This is a genomic window from Pseudoalteromonas neustonica, assembly GCF_001653135.1.
In the GTDB taxonomy this organism is placed as follows: Bacteria; Pseudomonadota; Gammaproteobacteria; order Enterobacterales; family Alteromonadaceae; genus Pseudoalteromonas; species Pseudoalteromonas neustonica.
On the sequence record NZ_BDDS01000009.1, the window covers coordinates 24,737 to 47,346 of the forward strand.

Annotated in this window: 18 protein-coding genes; 3 read left to right on the forward strand and 15 right to left on the reverse strand. The window is 41.4% G+C overall.

Annotation, left to right across the window (positions count from 1 at the left end; genetic code table 11):
* Positions 1-44: 44 nt before the first annotated feature.
* Positions 45-2,096: an oligopeptidase A gene (gene prlC / locus A7967_RS13750; protein WP_064435806.1), complete on the reverse strand. Its 2,052-nt coding sequence runs from the start codon at positions 2,094-2,096 to the stop codon at positions 45-47.
* 130 nt (positions 2,097-2,226) lie between these two features.
* On the opposite strand from prlC, the gene gorA reads away from it, so the two are divergent.
* Positions 2,227-3,588: a glutathione-disulfide reductase gene (gorA, locus tag A7967_RS13755; RefSeq protein WP_054204827.1), complete on the forward strand. Its 1,362-nt coding sequence runs from the start codon at positions 2,227-2,229 to the stop codon at positions 3,586-3,588.
* A gap of 167 nt (positions 3,589-3,755) precedes the next feature.
* Complete coding sequence (locus A7967_RS13760; RefSeq protein WP_054204828.1) at positions 3,756-4,583, forward strand: mechanosensitive ion channel family protein; 828 nt, start codon at positions 3,756-3,758, stop codon at positions 4,581-4,583.
* Between the two features lie 108 nt (positions 4,584-4,691).
* Here A7967_RS13760 and A7967_RS13765 read toward each other — a convergent pair whose 3' ends face one another.
* From A7967_RS13765 to A7967_RS13785, 5 genes are all read right to left on the reverse strand, one after another.
* Positions 4,692-5,261 (reverse strand): DUF2799 domain-containing protein, encoded by a 570-nt coding sequence (locus tag A7967_RS13765; RefSeq protein WP_064435816.1) that lies wholly within the window; start codon positions 5,259-5,261, stop codon positions 4,692-4,694.
* Positions 5,262-5,374: 113 nt separating this feature from the next.
* Complete coding sequence (locus A7967_RS13770; RefSeq protein WP_197279068.1) at positions 5,375-6,310, reverse strand: polysaccharide deacetylase family protein; 936 nt, start codon at positions 6,308-6,310, stop codon at positions 5,375-5,377.
* A gap of 18 nt (positions 6,311-6,328) precedes the next feature.
* Positions 6,329-6,868 carry a YbhB/YbcL family Raf kinase inhibitor-like protein gene (locus A7967_RS13775; RefSeq protein ID WP_054204830.1) on the reverse strand — a complete coding sequence of 180 codons (540 nt, stop codon included), beginning with the start codon at positions 6,866-6,868 and terminating at the stop codon, positions 6,329-6,331.
* A gap of 35 nt (positions 6,869-6,903) precedes the next feature.
* A complete protein-coding gene (locus A7967_RS13780) occupies positions 6,904-8,004 on the reverse strand; it encodes an alkene reductase (RefSeq protein ID WP_054204944.1) in 1,101 nt (366 codons plus the stop codon).
* Positions 8,005-8,416: 412 nt separating this feature from the next.
* Complete coding sequence (locus tag A7967_RS13785) at positions 8,417-8,821, reverse strand: VOC family protein (protein ID WP_054204831.1); 405 nt, start codon at positions 8,819-8,821, stop codon at positions 8,417-8,419.
* A gap of 113 nt (positions 8,822-8,934) precedes the next feature.
* Between A7967_RS13785 and A7967_RS13790 the strand changes: the two genes are divergently transcribed.
* Complete coding sequence (locus A7967_RS13790; RefSeq protein ID WP_054204832.1) at positions 8,935-9,828, forward strand: LysR family transcriptional regulator; 894 nt, start codon at positions 8,935-8,937, stop codon at positions 9,826-9,828.
* A gap of 62 nt (positions 9,829-9,890) precedes the next feature.
* Here the strand turns inward: A7967_RS13790 and tldD are convergent, their stop codons facing one another.
* From tldD to A7967_RS13835, 9 genes are all read right to left on the reverse strand, one after another.
* The gene (tldD, locus tag A7967_RS13795; protein ID WP_054204833.1) at positions 9,891-11,330 is read right to left on the reverse strand and encodes a metalloprotease TldD; all 1,440 of its coding nucleotides are present in this window, start codon (positions 11,328-11,330) and stop codon (positions 9,891-9,893) included.
* Positions 11,327-12,145 carry a carbon-nitrogen hydrolase family protein gene (locus A7967_RS13800; RefSeq protein WP_064435807.1) on the reverse strand — a complete coding sequence of 273 codons (819 nt, stop codon included), beginning with the start codon at positions 12,143-12,145 and terminating at the stop codon, positions 11,327-11,329. The genes tldD and A7967_RS13800 overlap by 4 nt, the downstream gene beginning before the upstream one ends.
* Before the next feature lie 10 nt (positions 12,146-12,155).
* Positions 12,156-16,004, reverse strand: a complete 3,849-nt coding sequence (locus tag A7967_RS13805) for a YhdP family protein (RefSeq protein ID WP_064435808.1) — start codon at positions 16,002-16,004, stop codon at positions 12,156-12,158.
* The gene (rng, locus tag A7967_RS13810) at positions 16,004-17,476 is read right to left on the reverse strand and encodes a ribonuclease G (protein WP_054204835.1); all 1,473 of its coding nucleotides are present in this window, start codon (positions 17,474-17,476) and stop codon (positions 16,004-16,006) included. Before rng ends, A7967_RS13805 begins: the two co-directional genes overlap by 1 nt.
* 1 nt (position 17,477) lies before the next feature.
* The gene (locus A7967_RS13815; protein WP_064435809.1) at positions 17,478-18,047 is read right to left on the reverse strand and encodes a Maf family protein; all 570 of its coding nucleotides are present in this window, start codon (positions 18,045-18,047) and stop codon (positions 17,478-17,480) included.
* Positions 18,047-18,526, reverse strand: coding sequence for a rod shape-determining protein MreD (mreD, locus tag A7967_RS13820; RefSeq protein ID WP_054204837.1), 480 nt, complete (start codon positions 18,524-18,526; stop codon positions 18,047-18,049). Before mreD ends, A7967_RS13815 begins: the two co-directional genes overlap by 1 nt.
* A complete protein-coding gene (mreC, locus tag A7967_RS13825; protein WP_170173838.1) occupies positions 18,519-19,361 on the reverse strand; it encodes a rod shape-determining protein MreC in 843 nt (280 codons plus the stop codon). Before mreC ends, mreD begins: the two co-directional genes overlap by 8 nt.
* The gene (locus tag A7967_RS13830; RefSeq protein WP_016709506.1) at positions 19,361-20,404 is read right to left on the reverse strand and encodes a rod shape-determining protein; all 1,044 of its coding nucleotides are present in this window, start codon (positions 20,402-20,404) and stop codon (positions 19,361-19,363) included. The genes mreC and A7967_RS13830 overlap by 1 nt, the downstream gene beginning before the upstream one ends.
* Positions 20,405-20,541: 137 nt before the next feature.
* Positions 20,542-22,572 (reverse strand): SUMF1/EgtB/PvdO family nonheme iron enzyme, encoded by a 2,031-nt coding sequence (locus A7967_RS13835; protein WP_054204838.1) that lies wholly within the window; start codon positions 22,570-22,572, stop codon positions 20,542-20,544.
* Positions 22,573-22,610: the final 38 nt, after the last annotated feature.

A 22,610-nucleotide genomic window follows, 5' to 3' on the forward strand; every position in this document is an offset into this window, starting at 1 on the left:
ATAGTAAAAAAGCGCCATAAGGCGCTTTTTTACTTAAAAACTGACTATGCAGTAATGCCGCTATGGCGCAATAATGCGTCTATATTTGGCTCACGGCCTCGGAAGTTTTTAAATAATTCCATTGGTTCTTCGCTGCCGCCTTTTTCTAAAATATGCTGCATAAAGGCTTTACCTGTTTCAGCGTTAAAAATTCCCTCTTCTTCAAACTTAGAAAAAGCATCAGCTGACAATACCTCGGCCCATTTATATGAGTAATAACCTGCGCTATAACCACCTGCAAATATGTGACTAAAGCCATGCTGAAAGCGATTAAACGCGGGTGGTTTAACAACTGCAGTATGATCTCGCACTTTATCTAAAGATGCTTGAATTTGGCACTCATCTCCTGCTTGATAATCATTGTGGATTCTAAAATCAAACAGTGAAAGCTCTATCTGACGCAGCATTTGCATGCCTGAGTTATAGTTTTTAGCCGCAAGCAGCTTATCAAGTAACTCTTTTGGTAATGGCTCACCTGTTTCAAAATGGCCTGAAATAAAATTAAGTGCTTGTTCTTCAAAACACCAATTTTCTAAAAACTGACTTGGTAGCTCAACAGCATCCCATGCAACACCATTAATTCCTGCCACAGGCGCGGCATCAACTTGGGTGAGCATGTGGTGAATACCGTGACCAAACTCATGGAACAAGGTTGTTACTTCGTCATGCGTAAACAGTGCAGGCTTATCACCCACCGCTTTATTAAAGTTACACACTAAGTAGGCAACCGGTGTTTGTAGCTCACCATTGGCACGGATTTTACGGCCCATGCAATCGTCCATCCATGCGCCACCACGTTTATGATCACGCGCGTATAAATCTAAGTAAAAACGGCCACGTAACGTATTGCTACTGTCGTAAACTTCAAAAAAGCGTACATCTTTGTGATAAGTATCAATGTCATTCAGCTCTTTTACAGTAATACCAAATAAACGGTTTACTGTTTCAAATAAGCCACCTAGCACTTTATCTGCTGGGAAATAAGGACGCAGCACTTCGTCTGAAATTGCGTATTTTTCTTGTTTTAGTTTTTCACCATAATAAGCGTAATCCCATGCCGATAACTGCTCTATAGCGTGTTTTTCTTTTGCGAATGTTTGTAGCTCAGCCAACTCTTGTTTTGCTTGTGGCTTAGATTTAACCGCTAAGTCTTCTAAAAATGAGAATACTTGCTCTGGTGTTTCAGCCATTTTTGTTGCCAGTGATTTTTCAGCATAACTTGCAAAGCCTAACAACTGCGATATTTCATGACGTAGCGCTAGCTCTTCACTCATAATCGCTGAGTTATCAAACTCCTCAGCATTCGGACCTTGGTCAGATGCGCGCGTTACAAATGCCGTATACGCTTCTTCACGAAGCTCACGATTATCGGCGTACATCATAATAGGTAGGTAAGATGGGAAATCTAAAGTAAACACCCAACCGTCTAATTCTTTATTTTTTGCAGTTTCTGCTGCCAACGCTAATGCTGACTCTGGTAAACCAGCTAATTCGCTTTCATCTGTTATGTGCTTTTGCCAAGCAAGTGTGGCGTCCATAACGTTATTGCCAAATTTTGCTGCTAATTCAGATAAACGCGCACTGATTTCGCCGTAACGCTTTTGCTGCTCTGGCGCTAATGCAATACCTGATAACTCAAAGTCGCGCAGTGCATTAGTGATCGATTTTTGTTGAGCTGTCGTTAAGCTTTTAAATTCATCGCTATTGTGCAATGCATTATATGCCTCATAGAGGCCTTGATGCTGTCCCACAAAGGTAGAATACTCTGAAATAATCGGTAAACATTGCTCATACGCTTCGCGAAGTGCATCGCTGTTTAATACTGAATTTAGGTGTGATACCGGTGAAAAAACACGTGACAGTTTGTCATCAACTTCTTCTAGTGGCAGTACCAAGTCATTCCATGTAAATGATTTATTAGCTAACACGTCGTCTATTTTTGTACGGCATTGTTCTATTGCGTGTTTTAGCGCTGGGACAACATGCTCAGGTTTAATTTTTGAAAATGGCGGTAAGCCTTCAAGGCCTACGAGTGGGTTATTTGTTAAATCGGTCATGTTAGCTCTCAAATCATTGCGAATATCATTTTGAAGTTGGGGCGAACTGATGAAATACAAGGGGCTTTTAACAGGTCTTCCTTGTGCTATCATCACGTTAATATGATCATTTCATCTTTGAGGACTAACTATGGCTCAGCATTTTGACTACATTGCAATTGGCGGCGGAAGCGGCGGGATCGGTTCAGCTAACCGTGCGGCAATGCGCGGCGCAAACGTTGCATTAATTGAAGCAAAACATATGGGTGGCACCTGCGTAAACGTAGGCTGTGTACCAAAAAAAGTAATGTGGCATGGCGCTCAAATTGCTGAAGCAATTAATTTATATGCTCCTGATTACGGTTTTAATGTTGAAGTAAAAGATTTTAACTGGAGTAAATTAGTTGAAAGTCGCGAAGCTTATATTGGTCGTATTCACAAAGGGTATGATAATGGCCTAGCGAAAAACGGGGTTACTGTAATAAAAGGTTTTGCTAAATTTATTGATAGTAAAACCGTTGAAGTAGATGGCGAACTATACACAGCTGATCATATTTTAATTGCCGTAGGCGGTCGCCCTAGCATTCCAAATATTCCAGGTGCTGAACACGGCATTGATTCAAATGGCTTTTTTGAGCTGAACGAGCAACCAAAACGCGTTGCTGTTGTGGGCGCTGGTTATATTGCCGTTGAGATCGCAGGCGTACTACATAGCCTAGGCACTGAAACTCATTTATTTGTTCGTAAAAGTAAACCACTGCGCACCTTTGACCCATACATCATCGACACACTGGTTGATATTATGGCTAAAGAAGGCCCTACGCTGCATACCGAATGTTCACCAAAAGAAGTGGTTAAAGAAAGCGATGGTAGCTTAACCATTCACTTTGAAAACGGTTATAGCCAAAACGTTGACCAAGTAATTTGGGCAATTGGCCGCCAGCCAACAACCGATAAAATTAACCTTGCAGCTGCTGGTGTTGAAGTAAACGAAAGCGGTTTTGTTAAAGTTGATGAATACCAAAATACCACAGCAAAAAATGTTTATGCTGTAGGCGATATCATCGAAGGCGGCATTGAGCTGACACCTGTTGCAGTAAAAGCAGGGCGTACACTGTCAGAGCGGTTGTTTAATAAAGACATGCCAGATGATCTGAAAATGGATTACAGCTTAGTGCCTACCGTGGTATTCAGTCACCCGCCGATTGGAACGATTGGTTTAACTGAGCAAGAGGCAGTCTCACAGTACGGTGAAGAAAACGTAAAAGTGTACAAATCAAGCTTTGCAGCTATGTACACTGCAGTTACCCAGCACCGCCAAGCATGTAACATGATGCTAGTGTGTGCAGGCCCTGACGAGAAAGTGGTTGGCTTACACGGCTTAGGCTTTGCTGTTGATGAAATGATTCAAGGCTTTGCGGTTGCTATGAAAATGGGCGCTACCAAAGCTGATTTTGACGCCGTTGTAGCACTACATCCAACGGGCTCAGAGGAATTTGTGACGATGAGATAAGCCCTGCGCTTATTAACATAAAAAACCCCTTAGGATTAATTTTCTAAGGGGTTTTTTGTTGTTATTAATGTTAAATTACAGCCATTGTAAAAAGTGCGATGCTTTCATTGTGTTTCATAAAGCGCCCACTATGATAATGCTAAATTTATTCAGCCTATTAGGAAGTTATGATCAAAGATATACTACTACATCCATTTCTTATTTCATTGATAATGCTAACAATTGCATTCATCCTAAAAATGCTTGTTGATAAGTTAGCGCGAAATCGTGCTGAGAAAAAAGAAAAAGACATTCGCTACATTGCACACAACATTAAGCATTTTATTAATTTTGTGATGGTGTTATCACTACTGTTTGTTTGGTCAACTGAAATACAAAACTTTGCGCTGTCTATTGCTGCATTTGCTGTTGCGATTGTACTTGCTACGCGAGAGTTTATTCAATGTGTGATTGGCTTTTTCTACTTGGTAACAACACGGCCATTTAGAATAGGCGATTGGATCCAAGTTGGTGAGTATTATGGTGAAGTGGCTGAAACTGATTGGATCAAAACTACTATGCATGAAATTGATATGCACACCTATCAATTTTCCAGAAAAACCATATATATACCAAATAATAAACTGATCACCAGCCCAATTAAAAATTTAAACTTTGTAAAACGCTTTGCAACACACCACTTTACTATTATCCGTAAAGAAAGCTTTAACCCTTATCCAATTTATGAAAATTTAATGGATGAAGCCAAACGCCATTGTGAAGAATTTGAAGAAGTAGCAAGCCGTTATAATTCAATTATTGAGAGAAAGCTGGATGCTAAAATTTCAGGCCCCGCGCCTGAAATTCATTTTGGCACCACTGAAATAGGTGAGTTTAAAGCAAGCTTTACGCTATTTTGCCCTACAGACAAGGCACTTCAAATAGAGCATAAACTAACAGAGTGCTTTATGACGCTGTGGTATAACGAGGCAAAAAAACAAGAGACTCGAGGCTAGACCGTGTTTATTTTCAACCAAGGTAGAGCTTAATATTCTCTTGAATTTAGGCCTTAAAATAATACACTTGGTACACATCGCTTTTAAACTTGATGTGTACCAAGGTTTTTATAGTTCATAGTCAATATGAACTGACGGTAGCTTATTTAACAGTGGAATAAGCGCACGCTCTCTTCTTAAATCATTGCGCTCATCATCAAGATCTCTTTGCTCGTTAATTAGTACTGCACGTTCGTTACTCGATATATTTGCAGCGCTTAATTCGCTTCTGATTACTTCAAGTCGTCTGTTTATTGTGTCTAGCCGATTTTTTATTTCGGTTTTTCTTACTTCGACTTGGTAACGATCATTGCCCTCTTCCCACGCCTTTCGAAATTGTTTGCTGTTGCATACACCATTAAATGACTCACCACGAATACCCACTGCAAAGCCGTTTTCAGGTTTACAATAATATCGCAAGCCATTGTCATAACCTTCTTTATACTGTGCAACGTCAGGTGAAATACCAAACTCCTGACAGGCTGTTACGGTATCAACACCTTGGCTGTAAGTTTTTCCTGATTGGCCATGATCATAGCCAAGCTGCTGCCAATTCGCGTATGCGCACTCTTCTTGCGATAGGCTCGTACAGCCGCTAAGAGTAATAAGGGCTAGGCTAAAAACACATTTTTTAATCATAAAAAATAACATCTGTTTTCATTTTAATATGCAAGCATACTATTCCTTCTTTAGGGCCATATCAATAGGCCCTAAAGCTGCGTATGTTTACTCTATCATTCAGTGCTATTTCATCAGTCGTTAAATTTTCTGGCTGGATTAGTCGGCACCTGTGTTTGTTGCATGATCCATTTTGCTATATTGTCTTTACGCATAAACTTAACACCTTGATGCTGTTTGGCGTACAGAATAAAGTCATCAAGTGCTTTAACTCTCGCAGGCGTCCCAGCAACACGGTCATGCGCACTTATCGACATAATTCGCCGTCTTGTTTTACCTTCGCTATAAAGTACATCAAACTCATCTTTTAGTTCTTGTAAATAGGCTTTACTTGTCATCGCTGTGCTGCCCGAGTAACGCACAATATCGTTATTTCTAAAGGTATAAGGCACCACAACAAAAGGCTTACCATTTACAGGCGTATACGATGGTTCATCACGAGATAAGTCGTCAATGTGATAAATAAAGCCTAAATTTTGTAATATGGATAATGTGTTTTTTGAGTGTCGCATCCAAAAAGCATTAAAACCAACAGGGCGAGTGCCCGTTATTTTCTCAATTATATTGGCGCTTTTTATATATGAAGCACGCTCTTGCTCTGCTGTCATTGAATATTGCGGGGTCCACGCTTGACCATGACCAGATGCTTCATGCCCTCTTGTAACAACTTCTTTGGCTAACATAGGATTTAACTCAACAGCCCTGCCCACCATGTGCGACGTTACTTTGATATTATGCTTATCCCATAAGTCGAGCAACCGTGGAATCCCCTCGTTCATACCATATTGAAACCATGTTGGGGAAATAGTATCGTGATAGCCCACCTCTATTTGAGGAAATGGTCCAGCATCAGTCGCATCCTGTGCGGTGGCTTCAAATTGCATTGAAATAGAGATCACTAGCTGTGCATTATCTGGCCAAAACTCTGATTTTTCAGATAGCTGTTCAGCGCTAGTTGGTAAACTGCCAAGTAATACGGTTAAACACGTAAACAGAGATAATATTTTCATCTGTATATCCTAAGTTAATTAACGCGGACCTGCCGCCACCGTGATACTCGCTGTACCTAGGGCATGCTGGTGTATGAAAAACCCTATTAATGCACTCGTTGCCCCCTTTGGTACATCAAGCTTTTCAACATCCAATGCATATACTTTATAAGTGTAATTATGCTTTCTTCCTTCTGGTGGACAAGGGCCAAAGTAGCCAGCTTTGCCCATATCAGTATTGCCTTCAACAGCACCAAGTGGTAATGACTTGGATGCAATTGAGCTCGTATTTGCTGGAATATCGTACACTACCCAATGCCAAAACCCGCTGCCTGTCGGTGCATCATTGTCATAAACTGTCACTGCAAAACTTTTGGTTTTTTTAGGCGCATTTTGCCAATCAAGTTGCGGCCTAATATTGCTTCCTTGACAGCCAAAGTGGTTCCAATATTGTGCCTTCGCTATTGCCTGACCTTGCTGTAAATCAGGGCTTGATAAATTAAATTCAGCAGCAAAACTTACATTACTAAACAAACCGGTCAGTATTAATGCGGCAGCTGTTTTTGTTATATTAAACATAGGTATTCCTTGTCTTTATTTTTTAAAAGCCTGATTTATTGCTGATAAGGAAGGTAGTCGGTATAACCTACCGCTGTGCCACCAAAAAGTGTGGTATGGTCAGTAATATTGCTCAATGGCAGTTGGTGTTCAATGCGATACGGTAAATCAGGGTTCGCAATGAAACGTCGACCAAATGCAATAAAGTCAGCAAGGCCTTTATTAATAAGCTCAGCCCCTGCTTGTTCGGTGTAATTACCAGCAACCATAATAGCACCACTAAAACCGCGACGTAGTGCCTCTCTAAATTCGAGTGTCACTGTTGGCGCATCGTCCCAATCTGCTTCGGCTAGGTGAATATATGCAATGCCTATGTCATCAAATTTATTTGCCGCGAGTAAAATTGTTTCAATAGCTTCACTGTCATCCATCCCGCGCTGGGTTATAAAGGGTGCGAGCCTGATACCGACTTTGTCCGCGCCAATAGCTCCACTAATTGCAGCGATAATTTCACACGCAAAGCGTATTCTGTTTTCTTGACTGCCACCATATTCATCAAGGCGCTTGTTCGATGAGCGTCGTAAAAATTGGTCAATTAAGTAACCGTTACCACCATGTACTTCAACACCATCAAAGCCTGCTTTTATTGCATTAATAGCCGCTTGTTTATAGTCGGTCACAATTGCTTTAATTTCTAAAGTGTTAAGCGCACGTGGGGTTGGGCAATCAAGCATGCGCCCTTGTCCATCATCACCCACAACCCAAACTTGTGCATCTGGAGCCAGTGCTGATGGCGCAACAGGTAAGCCATCACTATGAAATGAAGGATGTGACATACGCCCTACATGCCACAGCTGTAAAAATATTTTTCCGCCTTCGTTGTGCACAGCTTTAGTTACGAGTTTCCAACCTTCAATTTGCTCCTGCGAGTAAATACCAGGCGTGAACGAATAGCCTTTGCCTTGCGGGCTAATTTGCGTTGCCTCTGAAATAATCAGCCCAGCACTTGCGCGTTGAGCATAGTAAGTTGCCATTAACTCAGTTGGAATATCGCCCGGTTGCGCTGTGCGTGAGCGGGTCATAGGCGCCATAACAATTCGATTATTAAGGGTTGTATCGCCAATTGTTTTAGCATCGAATAACGATTTTATAGACATAGATTTTATAGACATAATTTTCTCTCTTATTTAATAATTTACATTAGGGCGTGTTGACCTTTTGTGATTGATTTTACAGCAGTCTATTTGGTATTTAGGCAAGGCAGCGCCTATGGTGTGTGTTCCCCATAAATAGGCGATAACGCAGTATAAATACCAAACACGCGCTGCCCAAAGGGTTCTTCCTAGGGGCGATTGACTCTTTGTTGCCTACATGGATGTAGGTAAGGGGCGTGAGCAGGGCGCACAAGCTTTGCTCGATTTTTACTTATTCTCACATAGATGTGAGCCAGTAGAATAACGCAGGAGCAGTTATCGAGCCCACTCGATTCCAAACCTCGCGTCGCGATTAAATCGCCCCTAGATTGAACAAATTTCAATCCACAAAGGTCAACACGCCCTAGGGTTAAAACTAAATTTCATTACTATTAAATAGCATTTCGATTTTTAGCCCTTCAGGCCCATCAATAAAAACCTGATGCTCTAGCAGCTCAGGCACTGAGCGCTCAAAATAAATGACTCCTGTTTGATCTAAACGATTCTTAAATACTTGATAACCTAAGCTGCGAATTGCAATATGATCTACAACACCTCGGCCTTGCATTTTGGTATTAACCGCTGATAAATAACGCTGCTGTGCTTTATTTCCAGCAGCATTGACTAAGTGGACCAACGCAATATTATCGGTGCCATATAGCCAACTACCTTCAAACGAAAAAGGCGGGCGGTACCCTTGCGTCAATCCAATTGAGCTGATAAAAAAGTGACGCATAGCTTGATAGTCAGCACTTGAAATTAATACATGATCTAATCGCATTCGTTTTCTCTTGTCGTTTTTAATACAATCAGTTTAATTGTTTATAATAATTTGATAATTGAGTTAATATTAAAAAGACTATTCATAAAAGCTGAATATAAAGGTGAGGGTTAATGACTAAAATTGATGATATGCAGCTTTTTGTTCATGTAGTGAGATCCGCAGGACTTGCGGCAGCAGGACGAAAAATAGGTTTATCGCCAGCGAGCATGACGGCACGAATTAATCAGCTCGAAAACCACTATCAAACACGTTTATTGATCCGTAATACCCGTAGCATTAAGTTAACTGATGCAGGTGAGCGATTTTATCAGGGCTGTTTAAGAGTGATTGCTGAAGTTGATGCCACAGAGCAGAGCATCACAATCAGTGACAACGAGCTCTCAGGCAGCCTAAAAATCACTGCCCCTTCTGATTTTGGTAAGCAGTTTGTTGCCCCTGCACTATCAAAATTTGTTGCCCTTAATCCGCAAGTAAAACCACATCTTCATTTAACGGATGGCTTAATCAACTTAGTTGAAGAAGGTATTGATGTCGCTATCCGCTTTGGTAACTTACCAGACAGTAATTTAATCAGCCGTAAGATCAAACCCAATAAACGGGTGCTATGCGCCTCAGCTGATTACATAGAACAACATGGGCAACCTTTATCACCGAGTGATTTAGCTGATCATCGATGCCTAGTGATGGAACGATTTGGCCAGCCGATGAATGACTGGCATTTTAAAAACACAATAATACGTGTTCCTGTCGCCATGAGTAGCTGTGATGGTTCAGTTATCAGGCAATGGGCTATTGATGGAGCCGGCATTGCACTTAAATCATTGGTCGATATTAGTGTTGATTTAGCTAACGGAGGCTTAGTAACTATATTAGATGAGCATATTCTGGGGTTTAGTAATAAAGATAAAGAACAGATTGGTTTACAGTTTGTCTATCCGTCTCGTAAATTTCAGCCGAAGCAAGCTGTGGCCTTTATGGACTTTTTACAGCAACAGTTAATATAAAAAACCTTGAGAGCCTGCGCTCTCAAGGTTTTAATTTTGAGGCTATACGATACTTACAAAAGTTAAGCTGTACCACCAACCGTTAGGTTATCAATTTTAAGGCTTGGCTGACCCACGCCAACAGGAACACTTTGACCGTCTTTACCACATACGCCTACGCCTTTATCTAGCGCTAAATCGTTACCTACCATCGAGATTTGTTGCATTACCTCTGGGCCGTTACCAATTAAAGTTGCGCCTTTAATTGGTTGTGTGATTTTGCCATTTTCGATCAAGTACGCTTCTGAGGCACTAAATACAAACTTACCTGAAGTAATATCTACTTGGCCGCCACCAAAGTTTGGTGCAAAGATACCCTTTTTAACAGTACTGATTATATCTGCTTGGCTGTGCTCGCCGCCTAACATGTAGGTGTTGGTCATACGTGGCATAGGTAAATGGGCGTATGATTCACGACGCGCATTACCTGTTGGGTTTACTCCCATCAAACGTGCATTTAACTTGTCTTGCATATACCCTTTTAAAATACCGTTTTCAATCAGCACATTGTAAGCCGCTGGTGTGCCTTCATCATCTACGTTAAGTGAACCACGGCGATCGGCTATGGTGCCATCATCTACCACTGTACATAACTCAGATGCGACTTTCTCACCTACTTTACCGCTAAATGCTGATGCACCTTTACGGTTAAAATCACCTTCTAAACCATGGCCAACAGCTTCGTGTAGTAATACGCCAGGCCAGCCTGCACCAAGTACCACTTCCATACTACCAGCGGGTGCATCAATGGCTTCTAGGTTTACTTTTGCTTGGCGAACAGCTTCTTCTGCGTATTCCATCCAACGTGGTTTGCCATCAACTAACTCTTTAAAATAACCATAATCTAAACGTGCGCCGCCACCTGCGCCACCGCGTTCACGTCGACCCTCTTTTTCAAGTAGTACTGAGCAGTTTAAGCGGATCAATGGGCGAATATCAGTAGCAAATGTACCATCGCTTGCGGCAATTAATATCTCTTCATAGACGGCTGACATTGAGCTAATAACTTGCTCTGCATCTGGGGCTAGTTCGCGAATATAATTCTCAAGCTCACGTAACAAGCTTACTTTGTCATTATCGCTCATACTTTGAATTGGCTGTAATGGTGCAAACTGCTGCTTGGCTTTTACATCACTAAAGACTTGAATTGCTTTACTCTCACCCGCCTCGGCGATACTACGCGCAGCTGTAGCGGCTTTGTTAAGCGCCTCAAGATTGATTGCATCTGAGTACGAAAAGCCTGTTTTTTCACCACTTACAGCGCGCACACCGACACCGCGCTCAACGTTGTAAGAGCCTTCTTTAACTAAGCCATCTTCCAGTACCCATGATTCATGGTGACTAGATTGAAAATAAAGATCAGCGTAATCAACATTATGCTGATGAATAAAACCAAGCGTTTTTTCGAGTTCTTCTCGATTTAGCTGGCTGTCGTGTAATAAATGCTGTTCAACCGTATTCATAATAAATGCTCTCTAAATCGTTGGTGAGATTGCACGGGCATATCTCGACGAATGGCATGTAATTGGTTCAAATCTGGCTGGCAGCCAATAAACCCTATGCCATTTGCAAGCTCACTGAGGACGTCGCCCCAAGGAGAAATAATAATGCTGTGGCCGTATGTTGCGCGGCCGTTTTCATGTTGCCCCGCTTGTGCAGCGGCAATTACATAACTTTGTGTTTCAATCGCTCTGGCCTTTAATAAAGGTTGCCAATGCGCTTCGCCAGTGACCGTAGTAAATGCACTAGGCACTAAAATAACTTCAGCCCCTTGATGTTGCAATGCACTAAATAAACCACTGAATCTAAGATCATAACATACTGTGAGGCCGATTTTACCAAATGGAGAATCAACCACGACCACGTTTTCACCTGCTTGTGTGAAGTTTGATTCTCGGTATGAACCCGTGCCATCCGCCACATCAACATCAAATAAATGAATTTTGTTGTACTGCGCTAACACCTCGCCACTGCTATTAAATAGTAGCGATGCTGCAAAATAGCGATCATTGTTAGCACTGATCGGTAATGTGCCTGCTGCTAACCAAATATCATGTAAACGACACAAAGCACTTAATTGCTGTTGATAATAATCACTTTGCTTTGCTACGGCTAATGCATCTTGGCCACTTTTGCCAAACACTAAAAAGCTCTCAGGTAAACACACCAGTAATGGCCGTGTTTTAGGGAGCTTTAAAAGTAGTTGTTTAAGTTGATTGATATTCTCATCTGCACACACGCCTGAGCACATCTGCATAGCAACTATCATTGGTTGCATAATAAAACTCTCATTGAGTGGCTGTCACTGCGGCGTCTTTGAGTGTTAACTCATGAGACTTTTGCGCTGCTTGTGGCTGATTTTGTGCAGCTTGCGGAATAGTTACTTCGCGACTTTTACGATCAACTTCCTGTACAACAGGATCGCTCATACTGCCGCTAACTTTAAAATTTATTTCCGAGATAACCCGTGCAGAATGAAGTACTTTGTCAATCGCCAACGCAGCTAAACCGGTAACAGGGTTTACCATCCACGCAACTATCACGGGAATACTTGAGGTTACTTGCGGGGCAACCGCTAGGTCGTAATCAATTTCCATGGTATTAAGGTTAGTGTGGCCCTTAATGGTTAAATCTGCGGGTACACCATCCATTTTAGTGTCTTGTGTATAAGCAATGCCTTTGTCCAACTGCATAGTGCCTTGCATGCTGTTATAAAAAAATCCCTTTGAAAAAACATCTCTAAAGTCGAGCTTAAGCTTACGCACCAATGAATCTAGGCTCAGTAATGAAAACACCCGCGCTCCACCATCACTGACTTCAGCTAAATGGCCTTCGCCTAATTGCCAATCTAAATTCCCTGATAAACTGGGTATATCAAATTGATAAGGCGCATCTTGCCACGCTAAATCAAATTTAATATCTGCGGTTGAGTCTTTAACTGTGGTGGTTATATCAAATTCATCAAATAACTCACCTATGTCAGTACTTTGCATATTGCCATTAAACTGTGTGAGGCCATTTTTCCATTCGCCTTTTGCGCGTAAAATATGCTTACTTTTATCAACAACTAATTCTGATACCGTTAGTTTTTGCCCATCACCATAAAACGATGCGCTCACTTTATCTAGTTGGTAGCTTGCCACTTTACAGTCTGCGCACTCAAATTCTATTGCGGGTAAATCGTTCAACCATGTATAGTTTTCAGGAATTGTTGGTATATTGGAGTTGTCATTTGAAGGCGTAAAGTTAACTCTTAAATAATCAGTAGCAATATGGATAGGACGACTTAATTGCCCTAAAGGAATAAACACCTGCGAGCGTAATTCTTTGGCGTTCAGCTTTAAACTTAAGTCGTTATCAACAGGCGCTAAACGCATTTCGAAATCATTAAATGCAATATCCGCGATCGTTAATTGCTGCACCTTGCCAACCACTTCGCTGAGGGGAGGAAGTACTCCTTGAGCATCAGATGCTGTTTGGTTAATGCTCACTATTTGTTTAATTAAACCAAGCCATGGCAGCAGATCGGTTTGATCTAAATTGATCGCTACCGTTAAGTTTTCACGGTTCAAACCTAAATCTTGTGCCCCTAAAATTAAATGAGCATTGCTGAGTTGGCCAGTGTCGTTGGCTAAAATCCCATTAAAGTACACGTTTTTATTGATATTAGCAGTGATCAAGTTTGAAATATTATCGCCTTGAATAACGGCGCTAAGTGGCCAAACTTGCTCTGCATTTTTGGTATAAGGCGCTGGTAATTCACTTTTGAGCCCTTTAAGTTGAGAGCTCACGTTGGCATGATAATTAAAACCATCAGCTAAAAAATTAAGCCCTATATTTATAGCAACTTCACTTTCGCCACTTAAATAATCTTTTAAAAGACCTTGCCCGTGCTTAATCAAGGTGTGTGCGTTTAATTGTGCTTTAATGTCCACATCACCACGGTAGCTATCTTTGATACTTTTACCATCAAAGTTAACCTTAAGCGGCATACCTAACCACGTTGCTTCGGCATTTTTTAAGCTTATATGGTCATCATTAAAATACAGTTTGCCTGTTACTTGCTCTAATTGTACGCCTGGTTGCGCTAAATAAACGGGGAGTTTGCTTAAGTTAACAACCCCTTTGGCATTTACATTCAGGTCATTTAAATCAACCAACAACTCTATATCCGCACTCGCTTCACCTTGGCCTTGGATCACTTCAAATACATTTGCCAGAGGATCTGCAATGGGGGTGGCTTTAAAAAAAGGTAATAGTTTTTTTACATCTGCTTGCTTGTTAATTTTAACATTAAGAATGTCTGCATCCATTAGATCTGCAATACTCACATGCACTGCATCACCCACGGCCAAATTAACAAGTTCACCTTGTTGAGAGTAAATATCCATACGTTCATTTTCAAAATGCAGCTTTGCGCTACCTTTTGTCACTGCAGGCCAATTAGGCGCAAATTGATAATGTGCTTGTTCAACTTGGGCTAACACTTCAAACTGCCCTGAATTATCAGCAAACGGGAAACCTGTTAATGGCCCTGAAAACAACACTTGCGCTTGTGGTATTTCGCCCCCTTTAATCGCACCAGTTAAATAATCAACTAAACTATTGGTCATAACTGGGAGTGGGAAGTAATGACTTACAATACTCGCGTTAGGAACGAATGCTTCGGCGTATAAATCAAGCCTAGGTTGCCCCCCTAAGCTAAGCTTCATTTCAGCGGCAATTGTTGCCTCATCATTATCAAGCCAAATATTATCACTGCTTATCTGCCAGCCTTGCTCACTGCTAGCCAAATCAATTTGCATATTGAGCTGATTATATTTTATTGGATGACTAAACGTATCGCCGGTGAGTAATTGGTTATGCTCGCCAAATAAGTTAATGCGCCCATAGTCTTGATTTAACAATCCATCAATACGTAAATCTTGCGCGCCTGGAATACCTTGCTTAGCAAGCCAGCCTAGCCGCTGCGCCTCAAACCATAATTGCCATTGCTCAGGAGACGAATATTGAAAGTAAGCGTAATCAACCTGCCCACTTGGTTGAAGGTTGATAAGTTGATCAAGGACTGCAAAGTTACTTAATTGAGCCAGTTTTGAAACCAAGTCAAAATCAAGTTGCTGTATCCAAAACTGCTTTTGTTTTTTATCTAGTTGCGCTTCAAATTGAAAATCAGGCCAATATTGCTGATCATTTTTAATGCCTAAACCCGTACTTTTTAAACGCCAACCTTGCTGAAATGGATAAAGGTGAAACCCCCCTTCACTTAAGCTAAATTGGTGATTTTTTGTATCTTGCTGCCAATTAATATAGCTGGGTAGCCATTTAACGGTGACATCTTTAATTAAGCCTTTTTCAATACTCACCCAAGACTCTAAATTAATATCTGAATTGAGCTGCTCTTTACTAGCATTAATATATTGCGCAAGCCACTTAGAAACATCAACATTGCCAGCTTGTATATAAACATCACCAGCCATGCTTTCTAAAGTAGTGCCAACGAGCGCTAAACGCGCATCAAACGTGCCAACCGAAATCCCCGGCAAAGCCAAAGTACCACTTCCTAGATGCTGTTCAGGTTCGTTCTGCCAAACAATATTTTCAAGAATTAAACGGCGGTCTTTACCATCTCCCAGCATAAAATTAAGACTGCTATTCTCTACAGCAAAATGCCCGGTTTCACCTAGGAATAAACCTTCAATTAGTTCTTTTTGCTCAAAAGATACATCCGTACTTTTTGAATCCAACATGCTCGGTATATTAACATTGGCATGAAAGCCGTTAATTACAAAGTAGCTGGATTTTAATTGCTGCGTTTTGATGGTTTCCCATACATTTAACTCAAAGCTTGCTTTGGCAATCGTCAATGCTATAGGTGATGTTTGATTATCTTCAAAGGAAATTTCTTCCAATACAATAGAGGGTCCTTTGCCATGCCAACTCGCTGAGATAGCGCCAATTGACAGATTAACGGCAAACTTTTCATAAAGGTAATTTTCTAAGTCACCTTTATAATCATTAGCGTACGGGAGTGTATATTTTAATACGGACACAATAACGGCCAGCAGCACCAATGTTATAGCACAGGCTTGCCATAACTTACGGATACAAAAAAAACAGGCCGTCTTTGCTTTCATTACATCATAACCACATCAAACTGCTCTTGACTGTAGAGGCTTTCGGTTTGAATGCTTACTTGCTTGCCAATAAATAATTCAAGCTCTGCAAGGTTATGATATTCATCATTAATCAAGGCCTCACTCACAGCTGGTGCTGCATAAACCATAAATTTGTCTGCTGCATATGCTCTGTTCACACGTACAATTTCACGCAGTATTTCATAGCAAACGGTTTCTACTGTTTTTTGCGAACCTCGTCCTGAACACGCGGGACACACATCACATAAAATATGCTCTAAGCTTTCTCGCGTTCGTTTTCTTGTCATTTCAACTAAACCAAGCGCAGATAAGCCATTAATGTTTGATTTAGCACGATCTTTACCCAGTGCCGACTCCAGTGAATGTAATACGCGGCGTTTGTGATCTTCACTAATCATATCAATAAAATCGATGATGATTATGCCACCTAAATTTCGTAACCTAAGCTGACGAGCTATTGCCGAAGTAGCTTCAACATTAGTATTAAAAATGGTTTCTTCTAAATTCCTGTGACCAACAAAGGCACCTGTATTTACATCAACCGTGGTCATTGCTTCAGTTTGGTCGATAATTAAATACCCACCTGATTTAAGTTCCACTTTACGATGTAGTGCTTTTTGAATTTCGTTTTCAACATCAAATAAATCAAAAATCGGACGCTCACCTGGGTAGTATTCAAGCACCTCTGAGAGTATCGGTACAAATTCAGCAGTGAAGGCTTTTAGTTCTTCATATGTTAACTTTGAATCAACTCTAATGCGCTCCATGTCCTCACCTACATAATCACGTAAGGTTCTAAATGCGAGAGTTAAGTCTTCATGAAGGATGCTTTCTTTGCTGGTTTTTTTGCGTTTTGCGACTATTTTTTCCCACAATTTTTTTAAAAACTGTGCGTCGTGGCGCAGTTCAGCTTCGTTTGCACCCTCTGCTGCTGTGCGAACAATAAAGCTGCCGTTTTCATCGGAATAATCAGCAACAATATTTTTTAATCGCGCGCGTTCCTCTTCTGTTTCTATGCGCTGACTCACACCCACGTGAGTTGCATCCGGCATAAAAACTAAATAACGCGAAGGAATTGTAATATCTGTGGTTAAACGCGCACCTTTAGTACCCAGTGGATCTTTTACCACTTGCACCATAATGTACTGTCCTTGACGAACTAGCTCACGGATGTCTTGCACTTTTTTTATTGGTTGATCGTCAACGCCTTCTACAATTGAAGCACTATTAACGATATCTGATGCATGTAGAAATGCAGCCTTGTCTAAACCAATATCAACAAATGCGGCTTGCATACCCGGCAATACGCGACTAATTTTACCTAAGTAAATATTACCAACAATCCCTAAGTTACCAATTCGCTCTAGTTGGATCTCTTGTAATACGCCATTTTCTATCAAAGCAACACGACTTTCACTCGGAGTGACGTTGATCAGTAATTCTATACTCATGTTACCTACTTAAGAATTCGCTTAATAATTTTTCGCATTCATATAAAGGTAAGCCTACAACTGCAAAATAGCTACCTGAAATATGCGTTACAAATCGACCACCTAACCCTTGAATACCATAACCACCGGCTTTATCTTGTGGTTCGCCACTTTGCCAGTAATCTTCTAACTCTTGATCTGATAATGTTTTAAAGCTGACCTGTGTTGTTACCACACAACTCATTACTCGCTCTGGCGTAGCAAATGCTATTGCGGTTAGCACCTGATGCTCTCGCCCTGACAAACGCTTTAACGTTGCCATAAAGTCCGCTTTATCCAGTGGTTTACCTAGCGATTGATTATCGATAACCACGACAGTGTCGCTGCCCAATACAGGGCGATCGGTGTAACCCATGGTCACGCCCGTTTGAGCTTTTAAGCGCGCTAAACGTTCAACCAGCTCACGTGGAGATTCGTTGCTTAACTGGCTTTCGTTGGCATCCACACTAAATTGCGAAAATTCAATGCCTAGCTGAGTTAGCAATTCTTTGCGCCTTGGAGAAGCTGACGCTAAATAAATGGCGGTTTGCATTATCGGATCCTGAAATGACGACGGTATTTACGCAGCAGCAAGAAAATCCATGGCCAACTTAGCATGCCAGTAACCACTGGCCATAAGTATTGCGGATTAAAATACACATCCATTAAAAAGTGATTCAGCCAAAATTGCATTAAATGATAAAGCGTTAAAAATAGCCCAACCAATATTGCTTGCTGCCAAATCGAGAAGTTACGGATTTTTTGAAAATTACTCGCAGTAACAAAAATACAAATTGAGTAAGTGAGTGAGTTTACACCTAATGGCGAGCCTGATGCTAAATCAATTAAGAGTCCCACCACCCAAGCAGTACCAATGTTTAAACGATGCGGAACCGCCAATGACCAGTACATTAAAACGAGTAGAACCCAGTCTGGACGAAATGGTTCAAATGAAAACGGCAACGGCATCAGTGCCATAATCAATGCAAAAAAGATGCTAAAGCCGATAAGTAATGTGTGTCGGCTATTCATCGCTGATAATTTCCTGTTGACTACGCCATAAGATCACTAATAAGCGAATTCGGTCTAGCTGAGCAATTGGCTCCGCGTATACTTGCGCAAACGGACGCCCTTCATCGCGGTTTATCTCTGTCACAACTGCAACAGGATATCCTTCAGGAAACGTGCCACCAAGACCTGATGTTACCAATACATCACCATAACGTACATCTAGGCTATGCGGTACATGGGAGAGTTTTACTGAGTTTATTTTCCCTACACCTTCCACGACAGTGCGCACATCATTGCGTAAAATGCGCACCGGTGTTGCGTGGGTCGTATCTGTCATTAAAAGTACACGAGAGGTTGTTGATCCCACTTTTGTAAGTTGACCTACCACGCCCATTTCGTCAATCACAGCTTGTCCTTCACTAACACCATCAATCGCACCGCGATTGATCACCACTTGGTGACTATATGGGTTTGAATGAACTGACAGTACTTGTGCAATGATTTTACGGTTAGCTTGTTTAGCTGAAGAGCCAAGTAATGCCCGCAGTTTTTGATTTTCTTTGGCTAAAAATTGATATTGCTGAAGTTGTTCACTTTGCAGTAATTGCTTTTGTTTTAATGCTTCGTTTTCGGTTAGTAGTTGATCACGCGTATGCAAGCTTTTAGCACCAAGGCTAAAAACTTCATAGGGTAAATTAGCTAAATACAATAATGGGCTGACTAGCGTATTTAAACTGGTGCGAACCGTTGTGCCGCCTTGTGTATAACGATCGCCTACGATCAGCATGATACTCAACAGCACTGCGACAAAAAGTCGCAGTTGCAAAGAGATGGCACGCCCAAACATTAACTTCATTAGTCGTAGCTAAATACGTCACCACCATGCATGTCTATCATCTCAAGTGCCTTACCGCCACCACGTGCTACACACGTTAATGGATCATCAGCAACCACTACCGGAATACCTGTTTCTTCCATTAATAAACGATCTAAGTCTTTAAGCAGTGCACCACCGCCTGTTAGTACCATACCTTTAGCTGAGATATCTGACGCAAGCTCTGGTGGTGATTGCTCAAGTGCCACCATTACAGCGCTTACAATTCCCATTAATGGCTCTTGCAGTGCTTCTAAAATTTCGTGCGAGTTAAGCGTAAATGAGCGCGGTACACCTTCAGCAAGGTTACGACCACGCACTTCAATTTCAATCGGTTCATCAGTTTTAAAAGCTGACCCTATTTGATGCTTAATGTTTTCAGCTGTCGCTTCACCAATCAAGCTACCAAAATTACGACGTACATAATTAATGATTGCTTCATCAAACTTATCGCCACCAATACGCACTGATGATGAATACACTACGCCGTTAAGTGAGATAATTGCGACTTCAGTTGTACCGCCACCGATATCAACAACCATTGAACCCGTTGCTTCTGACACAGGTAAACCCGCACCAATTGCAGCCGCCATTGGCTCTTCAATTAAATATACCTCACGCGCACCCGCCCCCATTGCAGATTCACGTATTGCACGTTTTTCTACCTGAGTTGCACCACATGGCACACATATAAGTACACGTGGGCTAGGACGCATAAAATTGTTGTTATGAACTTGCTTAATAAAATGCTGTAACATTTTTTCAGTTACATAAAAGTCAGCAATTACGCCATCCTTCATCGGGCGGATCGCTTTAATATTACCTGGAGTACGACCAAGCATTTGCTTTGCTTCGGTGCCTACTGAGGCAACACTTTTAGGGCCACCAGCGCGTTCTTGACGGATCGCAACAACAGATGGTTCATTAAGGACAATGCCTTCGTCTTTAACATAAATAAGGGTATTGGCTGTACCCAAGTCGATCGATAGATCGTTTGAAAAAATACCACGGAGCTTTTTAAACATGAGGCTGGATGACCTTTGAAAACGTTCTTATGTTAGCTGACTCTACTTTAACATACTGAATTATTTCAGTAATACAAAGCGCAGCTACCTTTGTTAATTGGGTAAAAAGGAAGCATTGCTTCCTTTTTAAATTATTTTTATCGCTCGCGTACTAAGCGAAAACCGATATAATTTGCACGAAAGTCCGGCGCTAAAATCAAACGAGTTGAAGCGCGAGCTAAACTCGGTGCAAAATTCCATGCACCACCTCGAACTGTTACATCCGATTGCTGAGCTGACTTATGAGTCCATTCCCATACATTTCCTACGGTGTCGTAGAGACCAAATGCGTTTGGCGCAAAAGCACCTGTCGGTGATGCACTTTTGTTTGACCATTCACTACCACACCAGCCACAATTGGCTAAATTTTTACCGATTTCATTACCCCATGGGTATTCGGTTTTAGTACCCGCTCGAGCTGCATATTCCCACTCAACCTCATTCGGTAAGCGATATTGTTGGCCTGTTTGACCTGATAACCAATCAGCATATGCTTTAGCATCATTATAGGTTAAGCATACAGCTGGATAATCATTGCCTTGCTCAAAGCCAGGGTTACGCCAATTTAAATTAGCTTCCCAAACTGGCTCACCATTTAAATAATACGCACAGCCACGATTGCGTTCAGCTTCTGTTTTATAACCGCTATTGGTAACAAACTGCTTATACGCACCGACTGATACTTCTTTGCTTTGCATTGCAAATGAGTTGGCTATGGTTTTCTCAACAACAGGACGCTCATTAGCAAGTCCGTTGCCATTGATATCACCCATTTCAAACGTGCCTGCTGGAATAACAACCACAGCCGCACCGGCTGCATTGCCAACCGCTGTAGTCGTAGATGCTGTATTTCGTTGCTCTCGAGTGTATGTCGGTGCAGCAATCGACTCAGGCTTTTTTACCAACTTGGCATGAATGGTTTGCGGTTTACGCAAATCAACACGCACACGATATGATTGGTAACCTTGTTTTCGTACTTCAACATCATGTACGCCACTTGGCAAAGTAGTCGCTAAGCGTGTTGAGCCAAAACTCACACCATCAATAAACACTTCATCATCAAATACATTTGATCGCAGTGTTAGTTCAACCATTCTATTTTTGTTGTTATCAACAACCAATGGATCAACTTTTGGCATCAACATTGGCTTTACTGAGTAGTCTCGAACCGACTGCGTATTTAAACGCGACACTGAAACTACGTCATTATCCTTACTATCACTGAATGTTAACTGACTATCTGAGTAGCTAGTACCGTAACTTGCTTGATAAGGTGTGCTCAGTGGTGTGCCGTACTCAGAACAATAGCGATTATCAACACTTAATAAGTTACATAAACGGCTGCTATTAACATCTCCGCGCATGGTAACACTTAAATTTACGTTGTAATTACCTTGACCACTGAATGCACTATTTACTACATGGCTACTTAATATTTGTACTTGCGCACCAGCCATATTGCGTTTTGGTTCAACCAATCGCTCTTCAGTTAGGTTTGCAAATATTTGATCTACGAAGCGTTTTGTTGCTTTTTGTAAACCCATTTGCTGACCGCGTTGCTCACACGCTGCTAGCGTTTCTGTACGCTTACAGTTGATGGTGTGATTAACTTCTAACGTTCCCTCGCGGGTAAACTCGTTACGCAAGCGCTCTACTCGTGCTGTTGTTAATTGTTCTTTTAAGCTTTCAAGCGTGTTTAGCTGGGTATGTTTAGCTACGCGAATTTGTTCAATATCTTTGCGGTGGGATGCAATTGCCGCCAACTGCATCGCTATATCATCTTTATTTTGTTTATGATCAACCACGGCTTGTTGATAACGTGCTTGTGCGGTACTGATATCAAGCGTTGGATCATCAATTAAACGACGGTACATCTCGTTCATTGCATCAAGTGCTTGGTTCTTTTCTTTATCGAGTGCAGTTGAACGAGTACGCAATAAATCAAGTTGGCTTTGTAACTGACTTTCTTCTTTTAAATGTTTTTCAAGTATCTGTGTAGAGTTATCGTATTCAGCTTGTTTAATACTGATCTCAGATTCAATCCCAGTTACCGTCGCTGTATCTTGTGCAAACGCACTTGATGCAAGCAAACTTGCTGAAATTAACAGAGATAAAGGAGCAATTCGCATATATTCCATTCCCAAAAAGCGGCAATTATTTGGTCATT

What these genes read in the sequence shown, in the direction of transcription:
- rng (WP_054204835.1), bottom strand. Translation starts at nt 17,476, where the DNA reads ATGAGTATAGAATTACTGATCAACGTCACTCCGAGTGAAAGTCGTGTT.
- A7967_RS13835 (WP_054204838.1), bottom strand. Translation starts at nt 22,572, where the DNA reads ATGCGAATTGCTCCTTTATCTCTGTTAATTTCAGCAAGTTTGCTTGCA.
- A7967_RS13800 (WP_064435807.1), bottom strand. Translation starts at nt 12,145, where the DNA reads ATGCAACCAATGATAGTTGCTATGCAGATGTGCTCAGGCGTGTGTGCA.
- A7967_RS13770 (WP_197279068.1), bottom strand. Translation starts at nt 6,310, where the DNA reads ATGAAAATATTATCTCTGTTTACGTGTTTAACCGTATTACTTGGCAGT.
- A7967_RS13775 (WP_054204830.1), bottom strand. Translation starts at nt 6,868, where the DNA reads ATGTTTAATATAACAAAAACAGCTGCCGCATTAATACTGACCGGTTTG.
- A7967_RS13765 (WP_064435816.1), bottom strand. Translation starts at nt 5,261, where the DNA reads ATGATTAAAAAATGTGTTTTTAGCCTAGCCCTTATTACTCTTAGCGGC.
- gorA (WP_054204827.1), top strand. Translation starts at nt 2,227, where the DNA reads ATGGCTCAGCATTTTGACTACATTGCAATTGGCGGCGGAAGCGGCGGG.
- A7967_RS13790 (WP_054204832.1), top strand. Translation starts at nt 8,935, where the DNA reads ATGACTAAAATTGATGATATGCAGCTTTTTGTTCATGTAGTGAGATCC.
- prlC (WP_064435806.1), bottom strand. Translation starts at nt 2,096, where the DNA reads ATGACCGATTTAACAAATAACCCACTCGTAGGCCTTGAAGGCTTACCG.
- A7967_RS13785 (WP_054204831.1), bottom strand. Translation starts at nt 8,821, where the DNA reads ATGCGATTAGATCATGTATTAATTTCAAGTGCTGACTATCAAGCTATG.
- mreD (WP_054204837.1), bottom strand. Translation starts at nt 18,526, where the DNA reads ATGAATAGCCGACACACATTACTTATCGGCTTTAGCATCTTTTTTGCA.
- A7967_RS13815 (WP_064435809.1), bottom strand. Translation starts at nt 18,047, where the DNA reads ATGCAAACCGCCATTTATTTAGCGTCAGCTTCTCCAAGGCGCAAAGAA.
- A7967_RS13805 (WP_064435808.1), bottom strand. Translation starts at nt 16,004, where the DNA reads ATGAAAGCAAAGACGGCCTGTTTTTTTTGTATCCGTAAGTTATGGCAA.
- tldD (WP_054204833.1), bottom strand. Translation starts at nt 11,330, where the DNA reads ATGAATACGGTTGAACAGCATTTATTACACGACAGCCAGCTAAATCGA.
- mreC (WP_170173838.1), bottom strand. Translation starts at nt 19,361, where the DNA reads ATGAAGTTAATGTTTGGGCGTGCCATCTCTTTGCAACTGCGACTTTTT.
- A7967_RS13830 (WP_016709506.1), bottom strand. Translation starts at nt 20,404, where the DNA reads ATGTTTAAAAAGCTCCGTGGTATTTTTTCAAACGATCTATCGATCGAC.
- A7967_RS13760 (WP_054204828.1), top strand. Translation starts at nt 3,756, where the DNA reads ATGATCAAAGATATACTACTACATCCATTTCTTATTTCATTGATAATG.
- A7967_RS13780 (WP_054204944.1), bottom strand. Translation starts at nt 8,004, where the DNA reads ATGTCTATAAAATCGTTATTCGATGCTAAAACAATTGGCGATACAACC.